This window comes from uncultured Helicobacter sp. (assembly GCF_949282165.1).
In the GTDB taxonomy this organism is placed as follows: Bacteria; Campylobacterota; Campylobacteria; order Campylobacterales; family Helicobacteraceae; genus Helicobacter_F.
In genome coordinates, this window is the sequence record NZ_CASDOV010000006.1 from 85,105 (window position 1) to 105,634 (window position 20,530).

General features: G+C 48.1%; 25 protein-coding genes. 17 read left to right on the forward strand and 8 right to left on the reverse strand.

Going from position 1 to position 20,530, the window contains the following annotated elements; all coding sequences use genetic code 11:
• Window positions 1-328: 328 nt before the first annotated feature.
• Together ACH2BK_RS04915 and ACH2BK_RS04920 are read left to right on the forward strand one after the other, a co-directional pair.
• Window positions 329-751 (forward strand): DMT family transporter, encoded by a 423-nt coding sequence (locus ACH2BK_RS04915; RefSeq protein WP_394996744.1) that lies wholly within the window; start codon window positions 329-331, stop codon window positions 749-751.
• Complete coding sequence (locus ACH2BK_RS04920; protein ID WP_394996747.1) at window positions 748-1,086, forward strand: DMT family transporter; 339 nt, start codon at window positions 748-750, stop codon at window positions 1,084-1,086. Before ACH2BK_RS04915 ends, ACH2BK_RS04920 begins: the two co-directional genes overlap by 4 nt.
• Window positions 1,087-1,125: 39 nt before the next feature.
• On the opposite strand, the gene ACH2BK_RS04925 is transcribed toward ACH2BK_RS04920, so the two are convergent.
• The 5 genes from ACH2BK_RS04925 to ACH2BK_RS04945 all read right to left on the reverse strand — a co-directional run bounded on the left by ACH2BK_RS04925 (window position 1,126) and on the right by ACH2BK_RS04945 (window position 6,278).
• Complete coding sequence (locus tag ACH2BK_RS04925) at window positions 1,126-1,719, reverse strand: hypothetical protein (RefSeq protein ID WP_395002327.1); 594 nt, start codon at window positions 1,717-1,719, stop codon at window positions 1,126-1,128.
• An 18-nt stretch (window positions 1,720-1,737) separates the two neighbouring features.
• Window positions 1,738-3,690: a 6-hydroxymethylpterin diphosphokinase MptE-like protein gene (locus ACH2BK_RS04930; RefSeq protein ID WP_395002328.1), complete on the reverse strand. Its 1,953-nt coding sequence runs from the start codon at window positions 3,688-3,690 to the stop codon at window positions 1,738-1,740.
• Window positions 3,691-3,708: 18 nt separating this feature from the next.
• Complete coding sequence (locus ACH2BK_RS04935; RefSeq protein ID WP_395002329.1) at window positions 3,709-4,770, reverse strand: M24 family metallopeptidase; 1,062 nt, start codon at window positions 4,768-4,770, stop codon at window positions 3,709-3,711.
• A gap of 4 nt (window positions 4,771-4,774) precedes the next feature.
• On the reverse strand, window positions 4,775-5,260 hold the full coding sequence (gene aroQ, locus ACH2BK_RS04940) for a type II 3-dehydroquinate dehydratase (RefSeq protein WP_394996756.1): 486 nt from the start codon (window positions 5,258-5,260) through the stop codon (window positions 4,775-4,777).
• Window positions 5,261-5,351: 91 nt separating this feature from the next.
• Entirely contained in the window at window positions 5,352-6,278 is a 927-nt protein-coding gene (locus ACH2BK_RS04945) for a hypothetical protein (RefSeq protein ID WP_395002330.1), read from the reverse strand.
• A 173-nt stretch (window positions 6,279-6,451) separates the two neighbouring features.
• Here ACH2BK_RS04945 and ACH2BK_RS04950 point away from each other — a divergent pair, with 173 nt between their 5' ends.
• From ACH2BK_RS04950 to ACH2BK_RS04980, 7 genes are all read left to right on the forward strand, one after another.
• On the forward strand, window positions 6,452-7,879 hold the full coding sequence (locus ACH2BK_RS04950; protein ID WP_395002331.1) for a Do family serine endopeptidase: 1,428 nt from the start codon (window positions 6,452-6,454) through the stop codon (window positions 7,877-7,879).
• A gap of 9 nt (window positions 7,880-7,888) precedes the next feature.
• Window positions 7,889-8,722 carry a CheR family methyltransferase gene (locus tag ACH2BK_RS04955; protein WP_395002332.1) on the forward strand — a complete coding sequence of 278 codons (834 nt, stop codon included), beginning with the start codon at window positions 7,889-7,891 and terminating at the stop codon, window positions 8,720-8,722.
• 14 nt (window positions 8,723-8,736) lie between these two features.
• Entirely contained in the window at window positions 8,737-9,387 is a 651-nt protein-coding gene (locus tag ACH2BK_RS04960) for a chemotaxis protein CheB (RefSeq protein WP_394996765.1), read from the forward strand.
• A 3-nt stretch (window positions 9,388-9,390) separates the two neighbouring features.
• A complete protein-coding gene (locus ACH2BK_RS04965; protein WP_395002333.1) occupies window positions 9,391-10,224 on the forward strand; it encodes a peptidylprolyl isomerase in 834 nt (277 codons plus the stop codon).
• Between the two features lies 1 nt (window position 10,225).
• A complete protein-coding gene (locus ACH2BK_RS04970) occupies window positions 10,226-11,515 on the forward strand; it encodes a tetratricopeptide repeat protein (RefSeq protein ID WP_395002334.1) in 1,290 nt (429 codons plus the stop codon).
• The gene (gene rnhA, locus ACH2BK_RS04975; protein WP_395002335.1) at window positions 11,490-11,918 is read left to right on the forward strand and encodes a ribonuclease HI; all 429 of its coding nucleotides are present in this window, start codon (window positions 11,490-11,492) and stop codon (window positions 11,916-11,918) included. The genes ACH2BK_RS04970 and rnhA overlap by 26 nt, the downstream gene beginning before the upstream one ends.
• 290 nt (window positions 11,919-12,208) lie before the next feature.
• Entirely contained in the window at window positions 12,209-12,439 is a 231-nt protein-coding gene (locus ACH2BK_RS04980; RefSeq protein ID WP_395002336.1) for a hypothetical protein, read from the forward strand.
• A gap of 48 nt (window positions 12,440-12,487) precedes the next feature.
• On the opposite strand, the gene ACH2BK_RS04985 is transcribed toward ACH2BK_RS04980, so the two are convergent.
• Window positions 12,488-12,634 carry a hypothetical protein gene (locus ACH2BK_RS04985; RefSeq protein ID WP_395002337.1) on the reverse strand — a complete coding sequence of 49 codons (147 nt, stop codon included), beginning with the start codon at window positions 12,632-12,634 and terminating at the stop codon, window positions 12,488-12,490.
• 144 nt (window positions 12,635-12,778) lie between these two features.
• Between ACH2BK_RS04985 and ACH2BK_RS04990 the strand changes: the two genes are divergently transcribed.
• From ACH2BK_RS04990 to ACH2BK_RS05010, 5 genes are all read left to right on the forward strand, one after another.
• A complete protein-coding gene (locus ACH2BK_RS04990) occupies window positions 12,779-13,207 on the forward strand; it encodes a DMT family transporter (RefSeq protein WP_395002338.1) in 429 nt (142 codons plus the stop codon).
• Window positions 13,207-13,521: a DMT family transporter gene (locus ACH2BK_RS04995; RefSeq protein WP_394996782.1), complete on the forward strand. Its 315-nt coding sequence runs from the start codon at window positions 13,207-13,209 to the stop codon at window positions 13,519-13,521. The genes ACH2BK_RS04990 and ACH2BK_RS04995 overlap by 1 nt, the downstream gene beginning before the upstream one ends.
• A gap of 226 nt (window positions 13,522-13,747) precedes the next feature.
• Window positions 13,748-14,374, forward strand: a complete 627-nt coding sequence (locus ACH2BK_RS05000; protein WP_395002347.1) for an amino acid ABC transporter permease — start codon at window positions 13,748-13,750, stop codon at window positions 14,372-14,374.
• 3 nt (window positions 14,375-14,377) lie between these two features.
• A complete protein-coding gene (locus tag ACH2BK_RS05005) occupies window positions 14,378-15,034 on the forward strand; it encodes an amino acid ABC transporter permease (RefSeq protein WP_394996787.1) in 657 nt (218 codons plus the stop codon).
• Between the two features lie 10 nt (window positions 15,035-15,044).
• The gene (locus ACH2BK_RS05010) at window positions 15,045-15,791 is read left to right on the forward strand and encodes an amino acid ABC transporter ATP-binding protein (RefSeq protein ID WP_394996789.1); all 747 of its coding nucleotides are present in this window, start codon (window positions 15,045-15,047) and stop codon (window positions 15,789-15,791) included.
• A 43-nt stretch (window positions 15,792-15,834) separates the two neighbouring features.
• Here ACH2BK_RS05010 and ACH2BK_RS05015 read toward each other — a convergent pair whose 3' ends face one another.
• Entirely contained in the window at window positions 15,835-16,605 is a 771-nt protein-coding gene (locus tag ACH2BK_RS05015; RefSeq protein ID WP_395002339.1) for a HugZ family heme oxygenase, read from the reverse strand.
• Window positions 16,606-16,716: 111 nt separating this feature from the next.
• On the opposite strand from ACH2BK_RS05015, the gene ACH2BK_RS05020 reads away from it, so the two are divergent.
• From ACH2BK_RS05020 to ACH2BK_RS05030, 3 genes are all read left to right on the forward strand, one after another.
• On the forward strand, window positions 16,717-17,112 hold the full coding sequence (locus ACH2BK_RS05020; RefSeq protein ID WP_394996793.1) for a hypothetical protein: 396 nt from the start codon (window positions 16,717-16,719) through the stop codon (window positions 17,110-17,112).
• Window positions 17,113-17,148: 36 nt separating this feature from the next.
• Window positions 17,149-17,316 carry a hypothetical protein gene (locus ACH2BK_RS05025; protein ID WP_395002340.1) on the forward strand — a complete coding sequence of 56 codons (168 nt, stop codon included), beginning with the start codon at window positions 17,149-17,151 and terminating at the stop codon, window positions 17,314-17,316.
• Between the two features lie 86 nt (window positions 17,317-17,402).
• Window positions 17,403-19,187 (forward strand): ankyrin repeat domain-containing protein, encoded by a 1,785-nt coding sequence (locus ACH2BK_RS05030; RefSeq protein WP_395002341.1) that lies wholly within the window; start codon window positions 17,403-17,405, stop codon window positions 19,185-19,187.
• 15 nt (window positions 19,188-19,202) lie between these two features.
• On the opposite strand, the gene ACH2BK_RS05035 is transcribed toward ACH2BK_RS05030, so the two are convergent.
• Window positions 19,203-20,366 carry a CapA family protein gene (locus tag ACH2BK_RS05035; RefSeq protein ID WP_395002342.1) on the reverse strand — a complete coding sequence of 388 codons (1,164 nt, stop codon included), beginning with the start codon at window positions 20,364-20,366 and terminating at the stop codon, window positions 19,203-19,205.
• Window positions 20,367-20,530 lie beyond the last annotated feature (164 nt).

The following is a 20,530-nucleotide window of genomic DNA, read 5'->3' on the forward strand; positions in this document are numbered from 1 at the left end:
CCATACAGAATCTAGGGCGAGATTTTGTGCTTGTTTAGTGCTAACGCGTCAGAAACGCGATGGGGCGGGATTCTATAAGCCACACTTTTTATAAACCCTCATCACGCACAAGCAGCGATCCCACTCATCTGCACACACACTCTGCACGACTTTAGAATCTATGCGCTTAGCTTTAGCCTAGCTTCGCTAGATTCTGTCCTTCATGTAGCGCGTATGTGCCACTTCTCTTAGCAAAATCCTTGAGCCCTCATCTCCCTTGACGCCAAAAAAACAAAACGCTACAATCCCGACTCCAATTTCGCGTATTTACGCACTACAAGGAGTTTGTATGGGTTGGTTGTTTATCATCTTAGGTGGTATCATCGAGATTTTTTGGGTGAGTGGGCTCAAATACGCCGACACGCTCTGGCTATATTGTCTCACGCTACTTGGGATTCTCACTTCCTTTGTGCTGATGATTTTAGCAACCAAGCGCGTGGAGGTGAGCGTAGCCTATGCGGTGTTTGTAGGGATTGGAGCAGCGGGGATCGTCGTGGCAGAGATGCTTATCTTTGGCGAGGAGGCAAACCCCGCGCGAATCGCGCTCATTGCGACTTTGCTCATCGGCGTGCTTGGGCTAAAGCTCACGAGCAAAAGTGCAAGCGAGCGCAAAATGGTGCGTGATCTCTCCACAGAGCTTGGGCTCGATGAGTTTGATGAGTTTATGGGAGAGGACAAAAGCGAGCGCAACGACAAAGGAGGTGTGCGATGATAGAGAGCTTTGGGAGCGCACTAGCGTGGGTGTGCTTGCTCTTAGCCGGGCTAGCTGAGGTGGCGGGCGTGTTTAGTATGAAAAAATTTAGCGATACTAACAAAAAAATCTTTTTGCTTGCTATCGTCTTTGCCTTCCTTGTGAGCTTTGGGCTTTTGAGCATTGCTATGCGTGAGATCACAATGTCGAGTGCCTATGCGATATGGACAGGCATTGGTGCGGGTGGGGGCGTGATCGTGGGCATTGTGCTCTTTAATGAATCCAAATCTCCGCTAAAAATCTTTTTCCTCCTGCTTGTCATCGGCTCGGCTATCGGGCTAAAGCTCGTGGGATAGAATCTATCATATTTAATGCAAGTTTGTTTCACAAACTTGTTATCGCTCGTGGGGAATGAATCCCCCGCTCGCTCCGCTACGCGAGCATACATTACCTGAATCTAGTGCTTTGGATTGTTTAGATTCTATAATGTCGCTAGCTTGCGTAGATTCTATCAAGGATTTTTTGAGGCTTTGCGCATTTTTTTTGAGCTCTGCGCATGAGAGAGAATAGCCCTCTTGACATGCGAGAGTGAGATACCATTTGGCATTTTTCATATCGCCAAGCTTTTGGTAGGACATGCCGATTCTGTGATTGGCATACATCGGCTCATAGCTCTCATCGCCGCCTTCTTCAAGACTATCAAGGGCTTTTTTGAGATACCAAATCGCCTCTTCATACCGCCCTGCCCCAAAAAGCACAAAGCCCATCTGCATACAATCCATCGTAAAGCCCTCGCGCCCCCTTGCTTGCGTATCGCATTCTTTGAGGCTTGCAATCTCTGCTTCATACTCATAAAAAAGCACCTTGCACGCCCCATTATCATCATGCAAACATTGAGAAATGGCACTACTCATAGCCGCATTCTCACTCATCGCGCTAAGCAATGTGAGATTTAAAACACAAACAATCCATACCAACACAAAACGCATACTCACTCTCCTTTGTTATCAGTATCTAAGACCCAATAGCCGATAGCTCATTGCCATCTTTTCCACCCCCTCGCGGATAATCCCCACCGCCTGCGCATAAAAGCCCCCAATCTCATCGCTAGGCAGATGCAGCGCGCTCACCATAAGATTGTGCAGTATATGCCCCACGCTGCCCTCAAAGAGCAAGCCCACAAAGGCGTTTTGCGCACTCATTTTAAGACTAAAGCGATGAAGGGAATCAATGAGGGCAAAAAGCTCCCTTTTGCCCTGCACCGGCACGCCCAAAAGTGCCAAAAACTCCTCCTTATACGCCAGCACCTCGCCCAAACCCATATCGCCATACGCCCTAAACACCTGCGTATAATCCGCGCTGCAATGGGCTTTGATAGATTCTATCGCTCTTTGCTTCTCGCCCGCGCTAAGCTCGCGCAGGCTAAACGTGCTCACATCACACGCCCTCGTGCCCTGTATATACGCCCCCTCGCCCAGATTTAGCACCAATCGCGGGGCAAACGCCTTGATACACCGCTCCATACTCCTCGCACTAAGGCTAAAGAGCGCGTCTGAATACACACTAGATTCTCTATTGCCCTGCACTTTGAAGGCATTGGGCGGGATTTGGGGCGTCTCCTCGCCATAAAAGGAATTTTTAGCGTGCTTTGCCTTGCCCTTAATATACCCACAATCAAGCCCGCACATCAGCACTTCCTCGCCCAAAAGTGCCGCAAGCGCAAAGCCAGCATTGCCCACATAGGGCGCGCTAAACTCCACCACGCTTTTCCCCCCAAACAAATACGCCCCCGCACTCCCACCACGCATAAACACATACGCCTGCTTGCCAAGCTCTAGGGCCTCGGGCTGCACCACGCTCCCACATAGCAGTGTCGTATCGCCTAGCGGAGCCTCCCTTAGCACATCTTTGAGATAAGCAATACGCTCAATCTCAATTTGAAAATCGGGCTCTATCCCATAGGCTTTGAGCGGCTTTATCGCCGTGCCACAGGAGAAAATCAGCATATTTTTGGCGTTTTTTTTGATAAAAGGCAGGAGAGAATCTAAGCTCACGCCATTGCCCACCACACAGATGGGTATCTCCACGCGCTCTGGCAAATGCAGCACGGGGTAGTGTGCGCTTAGGTTGCTTAGCGTATTCCTCACGCCTATCATCTCATCATCAAAGCTCCCCCAACCACGAGAATTCACCCTATACGCCTCATAGACGACTTCGCGCGCACTTGTAATCTTGGGGCTCTCGTATAAAAAGAGCTCAAGGCGCAAAAAGTTATTAGTAATCTTGCGCGAGGCAAAGTAAGTGTGGATAAACTCTTGGTGGATTAAGTCTTTGACAAAAATATAGCACGCGCGCTCACTCACGCGCGAAAATAACAGGGCAAAATCCACAAAATACAGCATAATGCGTAGCATATCGAGGTATTCCTCAAAGAGCAGGAGAGAGTGAAAATACACGCCCCGCTCCAAAAGCAATTGCAAAAAAATCCCCCCAAGCATGCCAAAAAATGTGCAGCTGGGCAAAAAATCGCTGGGGAGATGGTAGGATTTGCCCCCGCCGCTCTCTTGCATAAGATTAATGAGTTTATTACAGATAGAGGCGGTTAGCGGGATTTTGTCCTCATCGAGCTTTTGGAGTGCGAGGTGGTTGGTATGCACGAGAAATCGCGGGTTATTCATCGGAGATTGACTAAGAGCCAAATGCGTGGCAATCATCGTGTTTTCTCCGCTAGCTGGATACACAAGGGCATTGTCTTGGAGGTTTAGGATATTGAGCCCTGTTGGATTACAAAGGAGATTGTGCGTCGTGGGGGGCTTGCTAAGCTGGGCAAAAAGCGTGGGATTAAAAGCTCTAAAAAACTCCATATTGCGCACAAAACACGCGCTCATATACGACTCTAGCGCGCTAAAATCGCTAGATAGAATCTGCGTGAGATTCATCGCCGCGCCCACGCCACGCACATCGTGTATGCGCTCTTTTTATAAAACCTCTGCCCTGCCATTTTTCATCACGACTAAATCTTCAATACGCACGCCAAACTCGCCACCTAGGTAGATTCCGGGCTCGATAGAAAACACCATACCATCTTCTATGATCTCCTCGCTTCTTGCAGAAATGCGCGGCAGCTCGTGTATGTCTAATCCCACGCCGTGCCCCGTGCTATGCACGAAGTATTTGCCATAGCCACTAGATTCTATCACTTCACGCGCTAGGGCGTCGATCTCGCGTGCCTTCATTCCGCTGCGTGCCTTGCTTATCGCCCTCTCTTGGGCTTTTAGCACGATATCATAGATTTTTTGCTGCTTGGGGGATTTGAATCTCTGATTTTTGCTAAAGTCCATATCGGGATTCACACTTGCGGTGCGCGTCCTGTCTGAGCAATAACGCTGATATTTTATCCCCGCGTCAAAAAGCAAAAGATCGTGTTTTTTGCACACGATTTTGGCACAAGGCAGGGCGTGGGGCTTAGCCCCCGTGGCATTAAGCCCCACGATTGGGTTAAAGCTCAAATCATACGCGCCCTTGTAGCTCAAAAACATCGTGGCATAAAAGTGCAAATCCCGCTCACTTAGTGCCTTGCCCTTTTGCACCGCCTTGCGCACGAAGTGTGCAAATTCCTTGAAGGCTTGCTTGTTGAGCTTTTGGGACTTTTTGATAAGCTCGATTTGAGAATCTGTCTTGATAATACGTAATTTTTGATGAAAATTTGGCACAGGGAGGAGCTCGCACTGGCACTTTTGGGTATGGGTAGCGAGTATCTCATAGAATTCTACGCAAATCTCGCTGGGATTAAAGATGAGTTTTTTCACACCCTGCGCGCTAAGGAGGGTGCTAAGAGAGCTAAGCAAATCGCTAGATTCTATAACCTCGACATTTTTGCCCACACTCTGCTTGGCTTCTAGGCTATATCGAGAATCTGTGATAAAAAACCGCTGCCCTTGCAAATGCAGCACGATGGCATTATCGCAGCTAAAGCCACATTCATAATACTGCGCATTTTCATCGCGCACGATATAGGGAGTAGAGCTATCAAAGCGCATACTACTACTTGACTTGTTGGGGTTGTGTGGCTTGCTGGGCTTTGAGCGCGGCGATCTCGCTTAGGATTTGCAAAAGCGCGATAAGCCCTAGATGATACCCAAACACGCCAAAACCCGTAATCACGCCCGCACACACTCTGCCCGTGTAGCTCTTGGCGCGGAAGTCCTCTCTGGCGTGGATATTACTGATATGCACCTCTATCACGGGCACCCCGCAGCTGGCGATAGAATCTGCGATGGCAATAGAAGTGTGAGAATACGCAGCGGGATTTATCAGCACGCCATCGTATTCCCCGCCGATACACTCTTGGAGTTTGTCGATGATCTCGCCTTCAAAATTGCTTTGGAAAAACTCAATCTCGGCGTTGTGCTGCTTGGCTTGGGCTTGGAGATTGGTGTGAATCTGCTCGAGTGTTACATTCCCATAGATGTGAGGCTCGCGATGTCCTAAGATATTGAGGTTTGGTCCTTGTATGACTAGGATTTTCATAACTGCTCCTTATGCTTGTCTCAAAACGCTTATGGTATAAAAATCTTGCTTAAAGTTCTGCTGATAGCTCACAAATCCCGCTCCGCTTAATTTAATTTTCCTGCAGGAGATAAAACTCGCCCGTGTTTGGATTGCGCTTTTTTATAGGAGGTGTGTGGCGGGGGCTTGCAGGTAAAGGGGCAGTGGGCACAGAATCTACTCTCATAGAATCTGCTCTAGCAGAATCCACGCCCACAGAATCTGCCCCACTCGGAGCGACAAAATCCCGCGGCACTTCCATAAAGCCCGATGAGCGAGGTGGCAGGGCTTTTGTCTCCTTGCTCGCTACTTTTGGCTCTGAAATGGGCTTAGGGGTGGGTGGCTTATTTTTTGTGGCGACGCGCTTTGTGCCTGTGCGCACAGAATCTCCCGCCACGCCCCCGCCCAAAAATACAATCGCCTTATCATCTCTTGCCTGCTTGGCGAGGCTAGCGGCGTATTTTGGCATATAGGCTTGCAGGGCTTTGACTTTGCGCGCGATGTCCTCATAGTAGCTTTGTGCCATTTTAGCGCGCTCGCTATCGCGCTCCCAGCTAAAGCCCTTGTTGTAGGATTTGATCACTTCTTGCCAATTCCCCTTGCGCACCTTGTGCCAATATAGCAACTCCTCAAGCGCGACTTGCGAGGCGTATTCGTCATCGCGCACGAGCAGCTCGCCCACCATATTGCGCATAAAGCCCGTGTCTTTTTGGTTGGTTTTCTTAAGCAGTCCGGGGATATGCGCGTGATAGATCCCTGCGGAAGGATCGGCGAAGTTCATTTTGTATTCTCCCGCGCAAGATTCTTTCCACGCGATTGCTGCCATCGTGTAGCCATAGCCTGATTTTAACCCGTATTTAAACGCCTTTAGTATCACATTTTTTTGTGCCTTGCTAAAGTCTTTGAGCTCCACGCATTTGCCCTCGACTTTGTGCAATGGTATCGCCACGCACGCGCTCACGCACCCAAATACTACGCCACATATCATCGCTCTTATCATACGCCTAATGCCTCTTTCCTAGCAAGGTTGGTGCGTAAATTTGCCACCGCTCTAGCCTTTTAGCTTTATCCATAGGCAAAAGGGATTCCACAAATTGGCTTTTATCCTTTGTGATAAAATGTTTAAGAATGCCAAATACAATAACAATTTATCTAAAATCTTAAGGAGCTTATATGATGAGAATCTGTGCTGTATTGCTGCTTGTAGGCATAGGCTGTATGGGGGCTTTTGAGTTCAAGGACGCCCCAGAGGTGCAGGAGCGCATAAACCCAAGCACTTCCCCCCAAAGTATCCAATCCTATGCGTCCTCGCTAGGCGATGCGACAAAGGCAGTCGTCAATATCTCCACCCAAAAGCAAGTCTCAAACGCGATTCCAAACCACCCTATGTTTAACGATCCGTTTTTTCAGCAGTTTTTTGGCGACATATATGGACAGATTCCACGCGATAGAATCGAGCGCAGCCTAGGCAGCGGCGTGCTCATCTCCACTGATGGCTATATCGTTACCAACCACCACGTTATCGATGGCGCGGATAAAATCCTCGTCTCGCTCTCAGGCAGTGCCAAAGAATACACGGCTAAAGTCATCGGCTCGGATTCACGCAGCGATTTGGCAGTGATAAAGATTGAATCTAGCACGCCTAGTATCAGCTTTGCCAATAGCGACAAGGTGCAGGTGGGTGATGTCGTGTTTGCTATCGGCAATCCCTTTGGAGTAGGCGAGACGGTAACCCAAGGTATCGTCTCCGCACTCAATAAAAGTGGCATAGGGATAAACGATTATGAAAACTTCATACAAACCGATGCTTCCATAAATCCGGGCAATAGCGGCGGCGCGCTCATAGATTCACGCGGGGCACTTATCGGGATCAACACCGCGATTCTCTCGCGCACGGGTGGCAACCACGGCGTGGGGTTTGCTATCCCTTCAGAAATGGTTAAAAAAATCGCCAAAGAGCTCATTGAAAAGGGTTCAGTCAAAAGAGGCTATCTAGGCGTGGGAATCCAAGATGTGAGCGAGGATCTCCAAGAGAGCTATGCGCGCAGAGAGGGTGCGCTGCTTATCAGCATAGAGCCACAATCCCCCGCTGCCAAAGCTGGGCTTATGGTATGGGATCTCATCACCGAAGTGGAGGGCAAAAAAATCACAAACGCCCAAGAGCTCAAAAATCTCATCGGTATGCTACCTCCTAAGCAAAAAGTGAGTATCAAATATGTGCGTGATAAGCAGGAGCGTATGACGCAAGTCGTGCTAGGGGAGCTTAGCAGCGATGAGGCTGCGCGTGCTGATACCGCCCAAGGTGCGCCAAATGACGCTAAGAGTGGGATTGATGGATTAGGCGTGAGTGAGCTCACCCAGAGCCTCCGCCAACGCTACAGAATCTCTGAAGGTATCCAAGGCGTGGTGGTGACAGAAGTGCGCAGGGATTCACTAGCCTATAGAGCGGGATTTGGCATAGGCGATGTGATAGCACAGATTGAGGATAGCAATATCACAAAGCCATCGGAATTTTTGGCAGCGCTCAGTAAATTTAAAAATAAAAACAAGAGAATCTTGGTATATTCTCGAAATGGAATTAAAACCATCATTTTAAAATAAAGATTGCCGATGATCCACCTTGATAGCAAGCATTTTAAGCTCTTACAGGACAAAATCTACGATCTTTCAGGGATTCATATCGTAGATTCTAAATTTGCGATGATAAAAAATCGCGTTTTAAAGCTGATGAAAGATGTGCAGTGCGATGATGTGGGCGAGCTGCTCACAATGGTGGATAGGGATAAAAAAGTCGCGCAGGATTTTATCAATGTCTTTACCACCAACAAAACCGATTTTTTCCGCGAGAGCTTTCATTTTGATGATTTGCTCGATAGAGTGCTGCCCCAGCTTTTTAAAACCCAATCGCGTATCAAAATCTACTGCTGCGCGTCCTCTACCGGGCAGGAGCCCTACTCTATCGCCAGCACCATAGCCTATGCCAAAAAAATCTATGACGCCACCACACAAGTAGAAATCATCGCCACAGATATCGACACGCAAGTGCTCTCAATCGCCAAGGAGGGCAAATACACGATTAACCCACTGCTAGAGAAGTGGCCTAAATGGGCGGAGAGTGAAATATCGGAGTTTTTTGATGTGGTTGATGAATCTAACAAAGTGCGCCATCTCTCCGTCAAGCCAAAACTAAAAAATATGATAAGCTTCCGCCAGCTCAATTTGTTTAACAAAAAATATCCCTTTAGCAACGAAGAATTTGATGTGGTGTTTTGCAGAAATATCCTTATTTATTTTACCAAGCCCGATCAGGAGGCGATTTTGCAACGCCTTTTTGCTTTGCTAAAAATGGGCGGGACTTTTTATCTCGGGCATTCTGAAAGCCTCTATGAGCTAGCCGAGCAGACAGAAAAGCTCGGGCACAAGACTTTTATCAAGCAGCGATAATTGAGGGATACGCGATGATAGATTCAAAGGAACTAGGCACAACCCACAAACTCCACCCAGACACGCTCCTAGAGAGCAAGCCCTGCAAGGATTTGATGCGTCCCAAACTCATCGCCATAGGAGCGAGCACGGGCGGGGTGGATGTGCTAAGCACGATTTTTGAGAAGCTCCCCACGGGATTGCCCCCCATCGTGGTGGTGCAACATATCCCAAAGACTTTTGGCTCCTCCTTTGCCAAACGCCTAGATTCTCTCTCGCGCCTTAGTGTGTATGAGGTAACCCAAAAAATGCGCTTAGAAAAATCCTGCGCGTATATCACCAGCGGAGATTCACACATATCGCTTAGCTATGAGAGCGGGCATTATTACGCCAAGCCTATCGATGGTCCTAGGATCTCACGCCACAAGCCTAGCGTGGATATTTTGTTTCGCAATGTCAATAATGTCGTGGGCAAAAACGCACTTGGCGTGATTCTCACAGGAATGGGCGATGATGGCTGCATAGGGCTAAAAGAGATGTATGAAAACGGCGCGGTTACCATCGCCCAAGATGAGCAGAGCTGTGTCGTCTTTGGTATGCCCAAAAAGGCTATCGAGGTGGGCGGAGTGAAGCACACGCTTAGTATCGAGCAAATCATCGAGTTTATCAGCAATACAAAAGGGTAGAATGTGCGCTATGTGATTGTTTTGTGTCTGTGGTGCGTGGGTGTGGCGGTGGCAAGTGATGTGATAGCGGGCGTGGCGGTGCGCGTCAATGGGCACGCTATCACGCTAAATGAGATCAAAAAAATGCAGCAAAATATGAAAATAAGCAAGCCCCAAGCGATCGATTTGCTCATCAATGAACGACTAAAAGACGATGAAATCGATCGCTTCAAAATCAGCATTGATGAGTTTAAAATCGATGATGAGATAGGGCGTATCGCCTCTAGCAATGGTATCAACAAAAGCGCGCTCATCACCCAGCTCGCGCGCGAGGGTATGAGCTACCAAGCCTATCGCAACGAGCTACGCAAGCAGCTCCAAACGCGCGAACTTATGCAAAAAATCCTCGCAAGCAATGTCAATATCACCGATGAGAGCGAGCTCTTTGCCTACTACAACAAGCACAAGCAGGACTTTGAAGTCCCCTCAAGCGTGCGGGTAATGCGCTATAGCGCGCCAAATGACGCGCTCTTACAAAAGGCGATGAAAGATCCAAAAAAAGCCATCGATGGCGTGCAAAAGCAAGAAGAAACCATCGCGATGGCTATCCTCTCTCCCCAAATCGCCCAAGTGTTTGTAACCACGCCCAAGGGGGACTTCACGCCGGTGCTCAATGCCGGAAACAATGTGCTTGTGAGTTTTTTGGTGCTTGAAAAACTCGGGCAGAAGCTCATGAGCTATGAGGAAGCCAAGCCGATGGTAAATCAGCGCGTAATGGCGCAAAAGGAGCAGAGCATCATCCAAGAGCATTTTGCCAAAATCCGCTCGAGCGCGAAAATCGTGTATCTGCGAGAGTAGTATGCCGTGGTATAAAGATCCACTTTTTGGTATCGTCCTCCTCTTTCTCATCATCGCCATCATCGGCGCCATAGACTTCATCCGCAATCGTCTAAAGGAGCGCAGACGCACGCACTCGCTAGAAAATCTCAAAAAGTCTTATGAATTTTTGGGTATCAAAGACGGGGTGGAGGAGTTTTTGAGGCTCAACCAAAACGCCACGCCCACGCTAGAATTTATCGCCCAAGCCTATATCCAAAGCGGCAATCTCCAAGAGGCTATCAAAATCTATACGAGCATACTCAACTCCACTGCAGCCCCGCAGGACAAGGAGCGTATCCTCTACGCACTAGGCGTGGCGCATTTTCAGGCGGGGTTTTTGCAGCGGGCTAAAAACACATTCCTAGAGATTCTCAAAAACTCCCCTAGGGATTCTGCAAGCCTGCTGTATCTGCTGCGCGTGTATGAAAAGCTCAATGAATACCAAAACGCCATCGATGTGGTGGATTGCCTGCAAGAGATCTATGAGCAATCGGGCAATATCGATGATACCAAATACTTAGAATCTCTCGAGCAAAATCGCGCGTATCTGCGGACTATGCATCTCTTTGGCGATGAGAAAATGTCCTTTGAGGACAAAATAGCCGAGCTTGAAGCCCTGCGCGAGCGGTTTATGAGGCTTGAAAAAAGCATTTTGGTGTATTACAAACACTACAATCTCGCGCTGTTTTGGCAAAAAGCCCAAGAGTCGCGCAATATCGAGAATCTGCTTGATGTTTTTTGGCGCACTCCCGATACAGAAATCCCCGTTGAAATCCTCACAAACCCAAAAATCATCGAAGTGTATAAGGCGCGCGGGCTTATAGAATCTAGTGCCACAGGCGGCGTGATAGAATCTAGTGAATCTCAGCAAAGAGATTCTGGATTTGTATGTGCGCGAAGCGGAGTGAGTGGGGATTTACTCCCCGCGAGCGATAAGCAAGAGCGCAGCTCTTGCAATGAAATAATAGAATCTAGTGCCACAGGCGGCGTGATAGAATCTAGTGAATCTCAGCAAGCCCTAGATTCTGTAAATAAAGGCTTTGCAAATAAAGGCGCGGTGTGTGCGAAGTTTGAGCTAGAGGCGGTGCGACTACTACGCACCCACACGCCTTTTAATGCGGATTTGCACTTTGAGTATCGCTGCAGTGAGTGCAAGGAGATTTTCCCGCTTGAGAGCCACCGCTGCCCCACTTGCAACGCCCTGCTAAGCTTTGAGGTGCTGTGCTCGGTGCGAGAGAGTAGAAATGAAGCGCGTTACTCTCTATTGTGATGGCTCCTCACTGGGCAATCCGGGTGCGGGCGGCTGGTGCGGGATTTTAGAGTTTAAAGCCACGCGCAAAATCCTAAGCGGGGGCGAGGCACACACGACAAACAATCGTATGGAGCTCCAAGCCGTCATATCCTCGCTAGAAGCACTCAAAGAGCCCTGTTGCGTGGAGATTTATAGCGATTCTAGATATGTGTGTGAGGGAATCAATGTGTGGCTAAAAAACTGGGTGGCAAAGGATTTTGCCAAAGTCAAAAACCCCGATTTGTGGCGGCGGTATCTCGAGGTATCGCGCAGCCACACAATCCGCGCGCATTGGATCAAAGGGCACTCTGGTATCGCGCTCAATGAGGAATGCGACAAAATCGCCAAAAGCGAGGCGATGAAGTTTTTGCGCTCTGAATGATGGGATTAGAGAATCTAAAATCGTGTGTTTGTGGCGACAAAGCAAGGCTTCTTTAGAAAACGAAGTTCCTTTAGTAATCCTAAAATTTCTGGCAAGCCAAGCGCAGAACGTAAAGAAAATACAGAATCTAAAAAAGGCTTAGAATCTGGCCTTTAAAATTCTAAAACAATTACAATCTAACTCAATAGATTCAGAATCTAAGCAACTTACACAATCCACAACGCCAAAAAACCTCACCAAGGCTTTGCCAAGTATCAATAATATGCGCGTAAGCGTAACAAAAAAAAGCGGTGCTTTATTCTTTTTGGGGCTTTGAGAGTGCGGGGAGAGGGAAACCCTTTTTTGCGACAAAACAATACACAGAATCTAGCGCGGAGATTCTAAAAATGCACGACTTAATAGAATCTAACCGTATAGATTCTAAAACAAGCGCAGAATCTAAAGAGATTCTAAAAAGCGAGCAAATACAGAAATCTAAGCCCAAAAGAATCTACATAGTCTGCAACACAGAATCTAGATAATGCAGAATCCGCACAATTCCCTACAGATTCACAAACGCAATTTTTGATTTAAACAAAGCAGATTCTAAAACACACAGAATCGAGAGTAGATTCAAAGACAATCACAGAATCTAAAAGAGATTCAGAATCTATCGAGTTAGATTGCGTAATTGTTTTAGAATCCCAATCATCGGAGTAGATTTTAAGCCTAAACAATGCGTGTGCGCGTAAATAGGTGCATAAGTGAGATACAAGTCAGAAAATGCTAGGATTGCCTCAAAGATTCTATATAAAGAAGCGTTTGTGGGGCTGCGTGTCTAATGTATGTCGCGCGCCGCACTCATCGCTTAGGAGGCAGGAATGCAAAGCAGAATATTGCAAAACAGGGTGTTTGCGTGGGGGTTTCTCATCGCAGCGATTGTGCTAGAGGTGAGCGGTGTGAGTATGCTAAAAGTGATACAAGATCCATTGCTAAGCAAAATCGCTATGCTCGCCTTTATCAATGTGTCCTATGTGCTGATGGCTCTCGCATTGCTTAATATCGCGCTTGGCGTGGCATACTCGGTGTGGGAGATCGTGGGGCTTGTGGGGATTTTGCTCATCAATTTTGTGTTTTTTAACCCCGAGCTTGAGATGTATCAATACATAGGCATTGGTATAGGATTTGTGGGGATTATCTGCGTGATTTTGGGGGAAAAGCACGAGGAAGACGCGCTAGATACACACGATACCCCCACAGGGCGCGATAGCAGCACTGCTCATCACGCCACTCCCACGAAGGAACGATGATGGGATTTTTGTGCATTGTGCTCTCTGGAATCTTAGATGTGTTTGCCAACCTCGCTTTGCAAAAATCCAATGGCTTTAGAGATCTCAAATGGGGCCTTTTGGCGTTGGTGCTTGTTGATGGGGCGTTTTTGCTCCTCTCCTTTGCTGTGTCGTGGTATGGGATCAAGCTGCCTATTGCCTACACGCTCTGGGGGGCTGTGGGTGTGCTGGGCTCGGTGGCTGGGGCGTATTATTTTTTTAGACAGAGTCTAAAGCCTATCGGGTATTTTGGCATAGTGCTTGTCATCGTGGCAGTGGGGCTGCTCAATAGTTAGGTTTGGACGCCCCTTGTCGCTGCAAATGCGAGTGAAACAAAAGCGCAGTGCCCCAATACAGAATCTAGCCCATCTGCATTCCCCCGCCCTTGAGCCACGCCTTATGCCAACCCTTAATTCCTCCTTAAACTTTTTGTGCTAAGATTCGCGCCAAACTTCTTTTTACAACCACTCCAAACACGATTAAGGGACAAAGGTGCTTGATTGGGATTTTATCTTTAGCCATATGTATCTGTTTTATGACGCCTTTTGGCTCACGCTCAAAATTGCCGCGCTCGGGATAGCCCTAGCCGTGATGGTGGGCTTTGTGTGCGCGCTTTTGCTCTCTTTTAAACCTATCCCTATCCTCTCCCCCATAAGTGCGCTCTATGTGCAGATAGCGCGCAATACCCCGCTGCTTATTCAGCTATTTTTCCTGTATTTTGGCTTGAGCAAAATGGGACTAGCTCTAAGCGCGTTTTGGTGTGCGGTTATAGGCGTGGCGTTTTTGGGCGGTGGGTATATGTGCGAGTCCTTTCGCGCAGGATTGCAGAGCGTGGGCAAACCACAGATAGAATCCGCCCTAAGTATGGGCTTATCGCGCCCCCATATCGTGCGCTATGTGATCCTCCCCCAAGCCCTAGGCGTGTGTATGCCCTCCCTCGCGGCAAATGTGATATTCCTCATCAAAGAAACTTCGGTGGTGGGGATTATCGCGCTTGCGGATATTTTGTATGTGAGCAAAGATATCATTATGCTCTATGCTAAGACTTATGAGGCGCTCTTTATGCTCTTATGCGCGTATCTTATTATCCTTTTGCCCCTCTCATTTGTCTTTAGCCTCATAGAATCTCGCCTCAAACAAAGGCTCTAAGCGATGCTAGATTCACTCTTTAGCCTAACCAACCTCTATCGCCTGCTTGAGGGGCTAGGGCTCACGCTTTTTATCGCGCTTGTGTCTATCACACTTTCTATCGTCTTTGGCTCATTAGTGGGGCTGTGTATGCTCACGCGCTCTATACTCGTGCGCGCACTCTGTCGGCTATACTTAGAGTTCGTGCGTATCGTGCCCATTTTGGCACTGCTGTATGTGTTTTACTTCGGGCTGCCCCAAGCCCTAGATATTGATATCAATAATATTCTCGTGGGAATCGTCGTCTTTAGCCTCTGGGGGAGTGCGGAGATGGCGGATTTGGTGCGCGGGGCGTTTAGCTCTATCAGCGCACACCAAAGGGAATCCGCTCTAAGTCTAGGGCTTAGCTGGATTCACACACAAGCCTTTGTCATCTTGCCCCAAGCCACCGCGCGCCTGCTGCCCGGGAGTATCAATCTCTTCACACGCATTATCAAAACCACTTCACTCCTGCTTTTTATCGGTGTGGGCGATGTGTTTTTTATCGCGCGCCAAATCATCGAGGCAAACCACGCCATCCCAAGCGCACCATTTATCATCTATGGGCTGCTGCTTATGCTCTATTTTGTGCTCTGCTACCCGCTCTCCTATCTCGCCAAACGCCTAGAATCTAAACATTAAAGGGGATATTATGCTCACAATCCACAATCTGACTAAACGCTACGATGACCATCTCGTGCTTGAGGGCATCAGTCTAGAAGTGCAAAAGGGCGAGGTGGTAACGCTCCTAGGACCTAGTGGCTGTGGCAAAAGCACGCTTTTACGCTGTATCAATGGGCTAGAACCAACACAAGGTGGGGAAATCTACCTAGAATCCACCCAAATCAACACGCCCAAAACCAATTGGAGCAAAATCCGCCAAGAAATCGGTATGGTGTTCCAAAACTACGAGCTATTCCCCCACCTTAGCGTGGAGCAAAATATCCTACTCGGACCGCTCAAGGTGCAAAAGCGCGCCAAAGACGAGGTGCTAGAGCTCGCCCATAGCCTGCTAAAACGCGTGGGATTAGAATCTAAGACAAAAGCCTATCCCAAAATGCTAAGCGGCGGGCAAAAGCAGCGCGTAGCGATCGTGCGCGCGCTGTGTATGAATCCAAAGATTATGCTCTTTGATGAGATCACTGCCTCGCTCGATCCTGAGATGGTGCGCGAAGTGCTCGATGTGGTGCTAGAGCTCGCCGATGAGGGTATGACGATGCTCATCGTTACGCACGAGATGGGTTTTGCAAAGGCAGTGAGTGACAAAATCGTGTTTTTAGATTCTGGCAAGATTATAGAATCTAGCGCGCCACAGGAGTTTTTTACCAACCCCAAAACCCCTCGCGCCAAAAGCTTCCTAAAGTCGTTTGACTTCAAGCGCAAGCACCATAGCGCGTAGGCGATTTGGCTATGTGTGTGAGTGTGTTTGACTCTTTGTGTGGCTAGCTTTTGTTTGATCCTTTGTGTGGCATCGTGTGGGGCATACCCTTGCCGCCGATATGTGCGATACTGCCATCGGGATTGACTTCATAAGCCTGCCCAAAGCCCTTGACAAAGCGCCCCTGCCCAAAATGCACGCGCACGAGATGAAAATCTAGCATACCCCGCACCGCAGAGACGCCTCCGCCCTTGCCCACGCGGGATTCAAAGCTATCATAGACTTTTTCAAAGTGCGCATCGCGTGGCAAAAACTCCACGCTCACATCGTAGGTGAGCCTTTTGCGCGCTAGGAGCATTTGAGCCTCTTTCTCATCTTGGATAAACATCACTTGGGCGCGCTTGGGGTTTGCCTTGAGATTAGCGAAGTGCTGGGCTACCTCGCTAATGTAGAGATAATACGCCCCCTCATAGCGCAGCAGGGGCGAGTAGCTAAGATGGGGGAGATTGTCTAGTGAGAGTGAGGCGAGTAAGATGGAGTTAAAAGTGTCTTTAAAAGATTCTATCTCTTTGGCTATGTCCTCAGTCTGCGCGCTCTTTTGTGCCTCTAAGCCTGTGCAAAGCGCGATGATGGCGTTTTTGTAGTCCGATGGTTGCGTGGGAGTGGGAAAGGGCGCAAACACCTCCGTGCCATCTGCGAGGATACTTAGCCCATCAGTGCTCACATTGGTGAGCTTTGCCTCTTTGGCTTGGAATCCGCCATAGCGGCTCACAAGTGCCTTGAGCTCGCCTGTGTGGTGCTCGTTCATATGTGTCAAAATACTCTCAAGATTCATAAACACTCCTTTTAGTAGTCTCAAAAATCACATTATAACATAAACTAAAAATAATATACATTCTTATTTTAAGGCTTTAAAGATGTGGTTGCTTAGATTCTGTCTTAGATTTTGGATTCAAAGACAGAATCTATCTTTTCAGAATCTAAGCAATTTACAGAATCTAGCCCAACAGATTCACAAACACACAATCAAGATTCACACAAGCCAAATTCTAAAACAAGCGCAGAATCTAAAAGAGATTTAGAATCTAGGGTATTTATAGAATCTACTCCAACAGATTCAGAATTTAAAACACTTACAGAACCCACGACTTCAAAAAATCTTAACAAGGCTTTGTCAAATATCAATAATGGGTGCATAAGTGCAAGTCGAGCAGAATCTAAAGATTCTAAAGCTTTAGATTCTGCCATTTTTGCAATTGCGCTTAGGCCTTGCGCTACCGCGCCCCATTATTTTATTTGGCAAAGCCTTGCACAAAGTTTTTTGAAGTTGCAGATTCTGTAGATTGCTTAGATTCTATAGTGTGTTCTGATAGAATCTTTGGTTTATAGAAAACGCACTAGCCCAAGCGGCGTTCCTGACGCGGCTACACTAAGAAGCCACAGAATCTCGCTTAAAAGTTGCATGTATGCTCGCGTAAGCGGAGCGAGAGCGGATTCACTCCGCTCGAGCGGTAACAAGTTTTTGCCAAAGCAAAAACTTGCATAATAATAGAATCTAGTCGGGTTTATAGAATCTATAGCGATAGTAATTTGCCCTCGCAAACTTATCTTAAAACTCTTTGAAGGATTTGTATGGAAGTTCTCATACTTGCTTTTGTCTGCCTCATATTCGCGCCGTTTTTGTTTGTCGCACTCAAAAAGGCGCGGGGATTTAGGACTTTTAGGCTTGTGTTTTTTGTCGCGCTAGTCTTTGCGTATGGGCAGTTTATCGCGGTGCTCATCGGGACTTTTAGTATGTCTTCAGGCGGGGCTTCGGGCATACCGCTTGCCCTCTCTATGATGGCTTTGCCCGCGATTTTGCTCATCGGTGCGGCGGTGGCAGCCCTGCTGCAAGGCTTTGTAATGCTTATCACCAAAAACGACTGCTTCACCCCGCTGCGAGATATGCTCCTAGTTGCCACGCCACCACAGGGCATCTGCGTGTATTTTCGCAGGTTTGATACCAATCTCCATAGGGCTATACTACAGGACACACAAAGCACGCAAGATCGCTATGAATTTTTGCAAACTAAAGATGGCACACAAGAATGGATACCAAACGCACAATCCTACCTCAAGCTCTCCACGCGCGAGCGCAAGGCTATCGCCAAGCTCTATGCGCTCTATCAAGCTAAAAATCCCACCACGCCCCTCATCAACCTAAATCCCAATAATCAGGAGATTTTTAACCTCGTGCGCGCGTATCTCCCTAGCTCCAATACAGAATCTATCGATACGGCTAGCTCCTACACCCTAGCCACCACTCTCCAATCCTCTCAAACAAGCCAAAGCCTTAAGCGCGGAGTGATAATGCTCGCACTCCTTGTGGCACTGCTCATAGCTAGCGGGCTAATCTATGCGTGGTATAGATTCTCACCGCACAATCCAAACGCCCTCCTAAACGCCCTAGAAGAAAGAGATTCTCAAAAAGCCCTCTCCCTCATCGCCCAAGGAGCCAAAAACAAAGACAAAGCCCTGCACCACCTCATACACTACTACACGACGACTGCAGGCTATGGCAAATACGAGATTATGCAAGCTCTTTTGGAATCTGGCGCAAACCCCAATGCGTTCAAAGGATACACGCTCCTAATGAGTGCCACAGAGCAATGCGACACTAGGGCGGCTAAAATGCTTTTAGAATCTGGGGCGGATGTGAGTTTGCGCAATGAAAATGGCACTGATGTGCTCTTTTGTATCCGATGTGGGGATAGCCAAGCGGGCAGGGAGCTAGCCAATCTCTTGCTGCAATATGGTGCAAACCCTCTCACAAAGACTGCAGATGGTTACACCGCACTTTTTGCCCTGCTGCTCACAGAAAACCCTTCCGCCCAAGCCCTTATAAATGCTGGCGCGGACGTGAATGCGGTTTTGCGCACACACGATGGCAGCGAGAGACTCCTACAACGAGCCGTATCTAGAGCCAATGCACAAACCATAGATCTTTTGATACAAAAGGGGGCGAAGGTGGAGAGAGATGATGTGATACTGCTCTTTAGCGCGCTGCGCAATGAGTATGACAACAACAACGCCCAAATCCTCTCTATGCTCCTAGCCCAAGGCATCAATCCCAATAAGCGAGATAGGTATGGTGATTATCCAATCCACAGAGCCCCACTCGCGCAGCTAAAAGCCCTCATAGAGCACGGAGCTGATGTGAATGCGCGCGATAGCTCGGGCAACACAACGCTGCTATTAAGAATGAAAAACACCTACGATCCCCAAACAATCCTCTATCTCCTAGAATCTGGTGCCGATGTGAATCTCGCTAATGATAACGGGGAGAGAGCGAAGGATTTCCTAGAGAATGCGAGGTATAACGCAAGGCAGGAAGACATACAAAAGGTGCGCGAGATCATCGAGGCAAAGACTCGCTAGGGAGCTGCTAGAATCTCACAATGTGTGTGAGCTAATCGCTGCTTTGAGTGCGATTTCTTGCACAAAGCGGTGCGTGGGGATATGGATATTGTGCAAAAGCAGGGCTTGACGCGCGGCTAGCCCTCTGTGTGAAAAAAGCCAATTTTTTAGCAAAGTTTTGAGATTGCTTAGTAGTGAAAGCTGCTTTGAAGGCGCAAGCAGAGCGAGATCGTAATAGAATCTATAATCTTTAAAATGCTTTTTTGCAATGCTTAGGATTGCTTGCTCATAGTGCTGCGCATTTAAAAGCGGTGCATTGAGTGCCTCTAGGCTGAAGCCAACCTCCCTTTCCTCACACATTCTTATTTGACAAGATTGCGCGCCCACTGCGAGCTTGTGAAAGCACAACCTAAAGTCCCTAAGCCCACCATTAGCAAACTCTAAAAGCACGCTAAAGCTCTCCTGCTCTCTTTTATCCGGCGTGTGGTGGGGCATACAAAAGGCAAAATTCCCAAGGCTATAAAAAATCAAGCATTCCTTATCGCGCGTGTGGTAGCGCTCATAGCCCTGCGCCCAGTGCGGATGATGCCCCACGATAATATCCACGCCCATATCGCATAAAAATTTATAGAATCTGCGGAATTGGGGCAGGGGCAAATCGACATTTTCTAGCCCGGCATGGAGTATGGCAATGAGCACATCGACTTTGGGGCGCAGCTCCACGATATTTCGGACAAACGCCTCATCAAACAAATCCACATACCCGCTCTGCGCGCCCAAAAACGCATTTACAGAATCTAGCGCGCCAAACTGGCTCTCACCCGCATTGACAATCCCAATGCGCGTGCCATCTATCTGTGTAAGGTAATTTGGGGGGGGGGTGAGTGCGCTATATGCGCCTATGTAGGATTTATTGCACTTTGTGATAGCCTCCATCGTGCCCTGCAGCGCAGAAGCACCATAATCAAAGATATGGTTGTTTGCGAGGCAAAACACATCAAAACCTAGATTGGAGAGGTTTGTGATAATCTCAGAATCTTGACACATATGCGGTCCTGCCTTGGTAATAGGCTCCCCAACTCCGCTAATGGGTGCTTCGAGATTGCAAAAGCTTAGGTTTGCGCTAATAAGCTGCGCTAGCTCCGGACACACTTCGATGCGTTTATCACTCACGACATCGCCACAGATAAAAATTCCCATACATATCCTTAAATTTGGTTTTGCAAAATCCTAGCAAATATACTTATTTAATGCAAGTTTTGCGCGGCAAAACTTGTTATCGCTCGTGGGGAGTGAATCCCCACTTCGCTCCGCTTACGCGAGCATACACTGCATTTTTTGGAATCTAAATCGCGTCTTGGTGC

Excerpts from the sequence above, each read along its gene's own strand:
- ACH2BK_RS04915 (WP_394996744.1), top strand. The coding sequence starts at position 329 with ATGGGTTGGTTGTTTATCATCTTAGGTGGTATCATCGAGATTTTTTGG.
- ACH2BK_RS04920 (WP_394996747.1), top strand. The coding sequence starts at position 748 with ATGATAGAGAGCTTTGGGAGCGCACTAGCGTGGGTGTGCTTGCTCTTA.
- ACH2BK_RS04925 (WP_395002327.1), bottom strand. The coding sequence starts at position 1,719 with ATGCGTTTTGTGTTGGTATGGATTGTTTGTGTTTTAAATCTCACATTG.
- ACH2BK_RS04935 (WP_395002329.1), bottom strand. The coding sequence starts at position 4,770 with ATGCGCTTTGATAGCTCTACTCCCTATATCGTGCGCGATGAAAATGCG.
- aroQ (WP_394996756.1), bottom strand. The coding sequence starts at position 5,260 with ATGAAAATCCTAGTCATACAAGGACCAAACCTCAATATCTTAGGACAT.
- ACH2BK_RS04945 (WP_395002330.1), bottom strand. The coding sequence starts at position 6,278 with ATGATAAGAGCGATGATATGTGGCGTAGTATTTGGGTGCGTGAGCGCG.
- ACH2BK_RS04950 (WP_395002331.1), top strand. The coding sequence starts at position 6,452 with ATGATGAGAATCTGTGCTGTATTGCTGCTTGTAGGCATAGGCTGTATG.
- ACH2BK_RS04955 (WP_395002332.1), top strand. The coding sequence starts at position 7,889 with ATGATCCACCTTGATAGCAAGCATTTTAAGCTCTTACAGGACAAAATC.
- ACH2BK_RS04960 (WP_394996765.1), top strand. The coding sequence starts at position 8,737 with ATGATAGATTCAAAGGAACTAGGCACAACCCACAAACTCCACCCAGAC.
- ACH2BK_RS04970 (WP_395002334.1), top strand. The coding sequence starts at position 10,226 with ATGCCGTGGTATAAAGATCCACTTTTTGGTATCGTCCTCCTCTTTCTC.
- rnhA (WP_395002335.1), top strand. The coding sequence starts at position 11,490 with ATGAAGCGCGTTACTCTCTATTGTGATGGCTCCTCACTGGGCAATCCG.
- ACH2BK_RS04990 (WP_395002338.1), top strand. The coding sequence starts at position 12,779 with ATGCAAAGCAGAATATTGCAAAACAGGGTGTTTGCGTGGGGGTTTCTC.
- ACH2BK_RS04995 (WP_394996782.1), top strand. The coding sequence starts at position 13,207 with ATGGGATTTTTGTGCATTGTGCTCTCTGGAATCTTAGATGTGTTTGCC.
- ACH2BK_RS05000 (WP_395002347.1), top strand. The coding sequence starts at position 13,748 with ATGTATCTGTTTTATGACGCCTTTTGGCTCACGCTCAAAATTGCCGCG.
- ACH2BK_RS05005 (WP_394996787.1), top strand. The coding sequence starts at position 14,378 with ATGCTAGATTCACTCTTTAGCCTAACCAACCTCTATCGCCTGCTTGAG.
- ACH2BK_RS05010 (WP_394996789.1), top strand. The coding sequence starts at position 15,045 with ATGCTCACAATCCACAATCTGACTAAACGCTACGATGACCATCTCGTG.
- ACH2BK_RS05015 (WP_395002339.1), bottom strand. The coding sequence starts at position 16,605 with ATGAATCTTGAGAGTATTTTGACACATATGAACGAGCACCACACAGGC.
- ACH2BK_RS05030 (WP_395002341.1), top strand. The coding sequence starts at position 17,403 with ATGGAAGTTCTCATACTTGCTTTTGTCTGCCTCATATTCGCGCCGTTT.
- ACH2BK_RS05035 (WP_395002342.1), bottom strand. The coding sequence starts at position 20,366 with ATGGGAATTTTTATCTGTGGCGATGTCGTGAGTGATAAACGCATCGAA.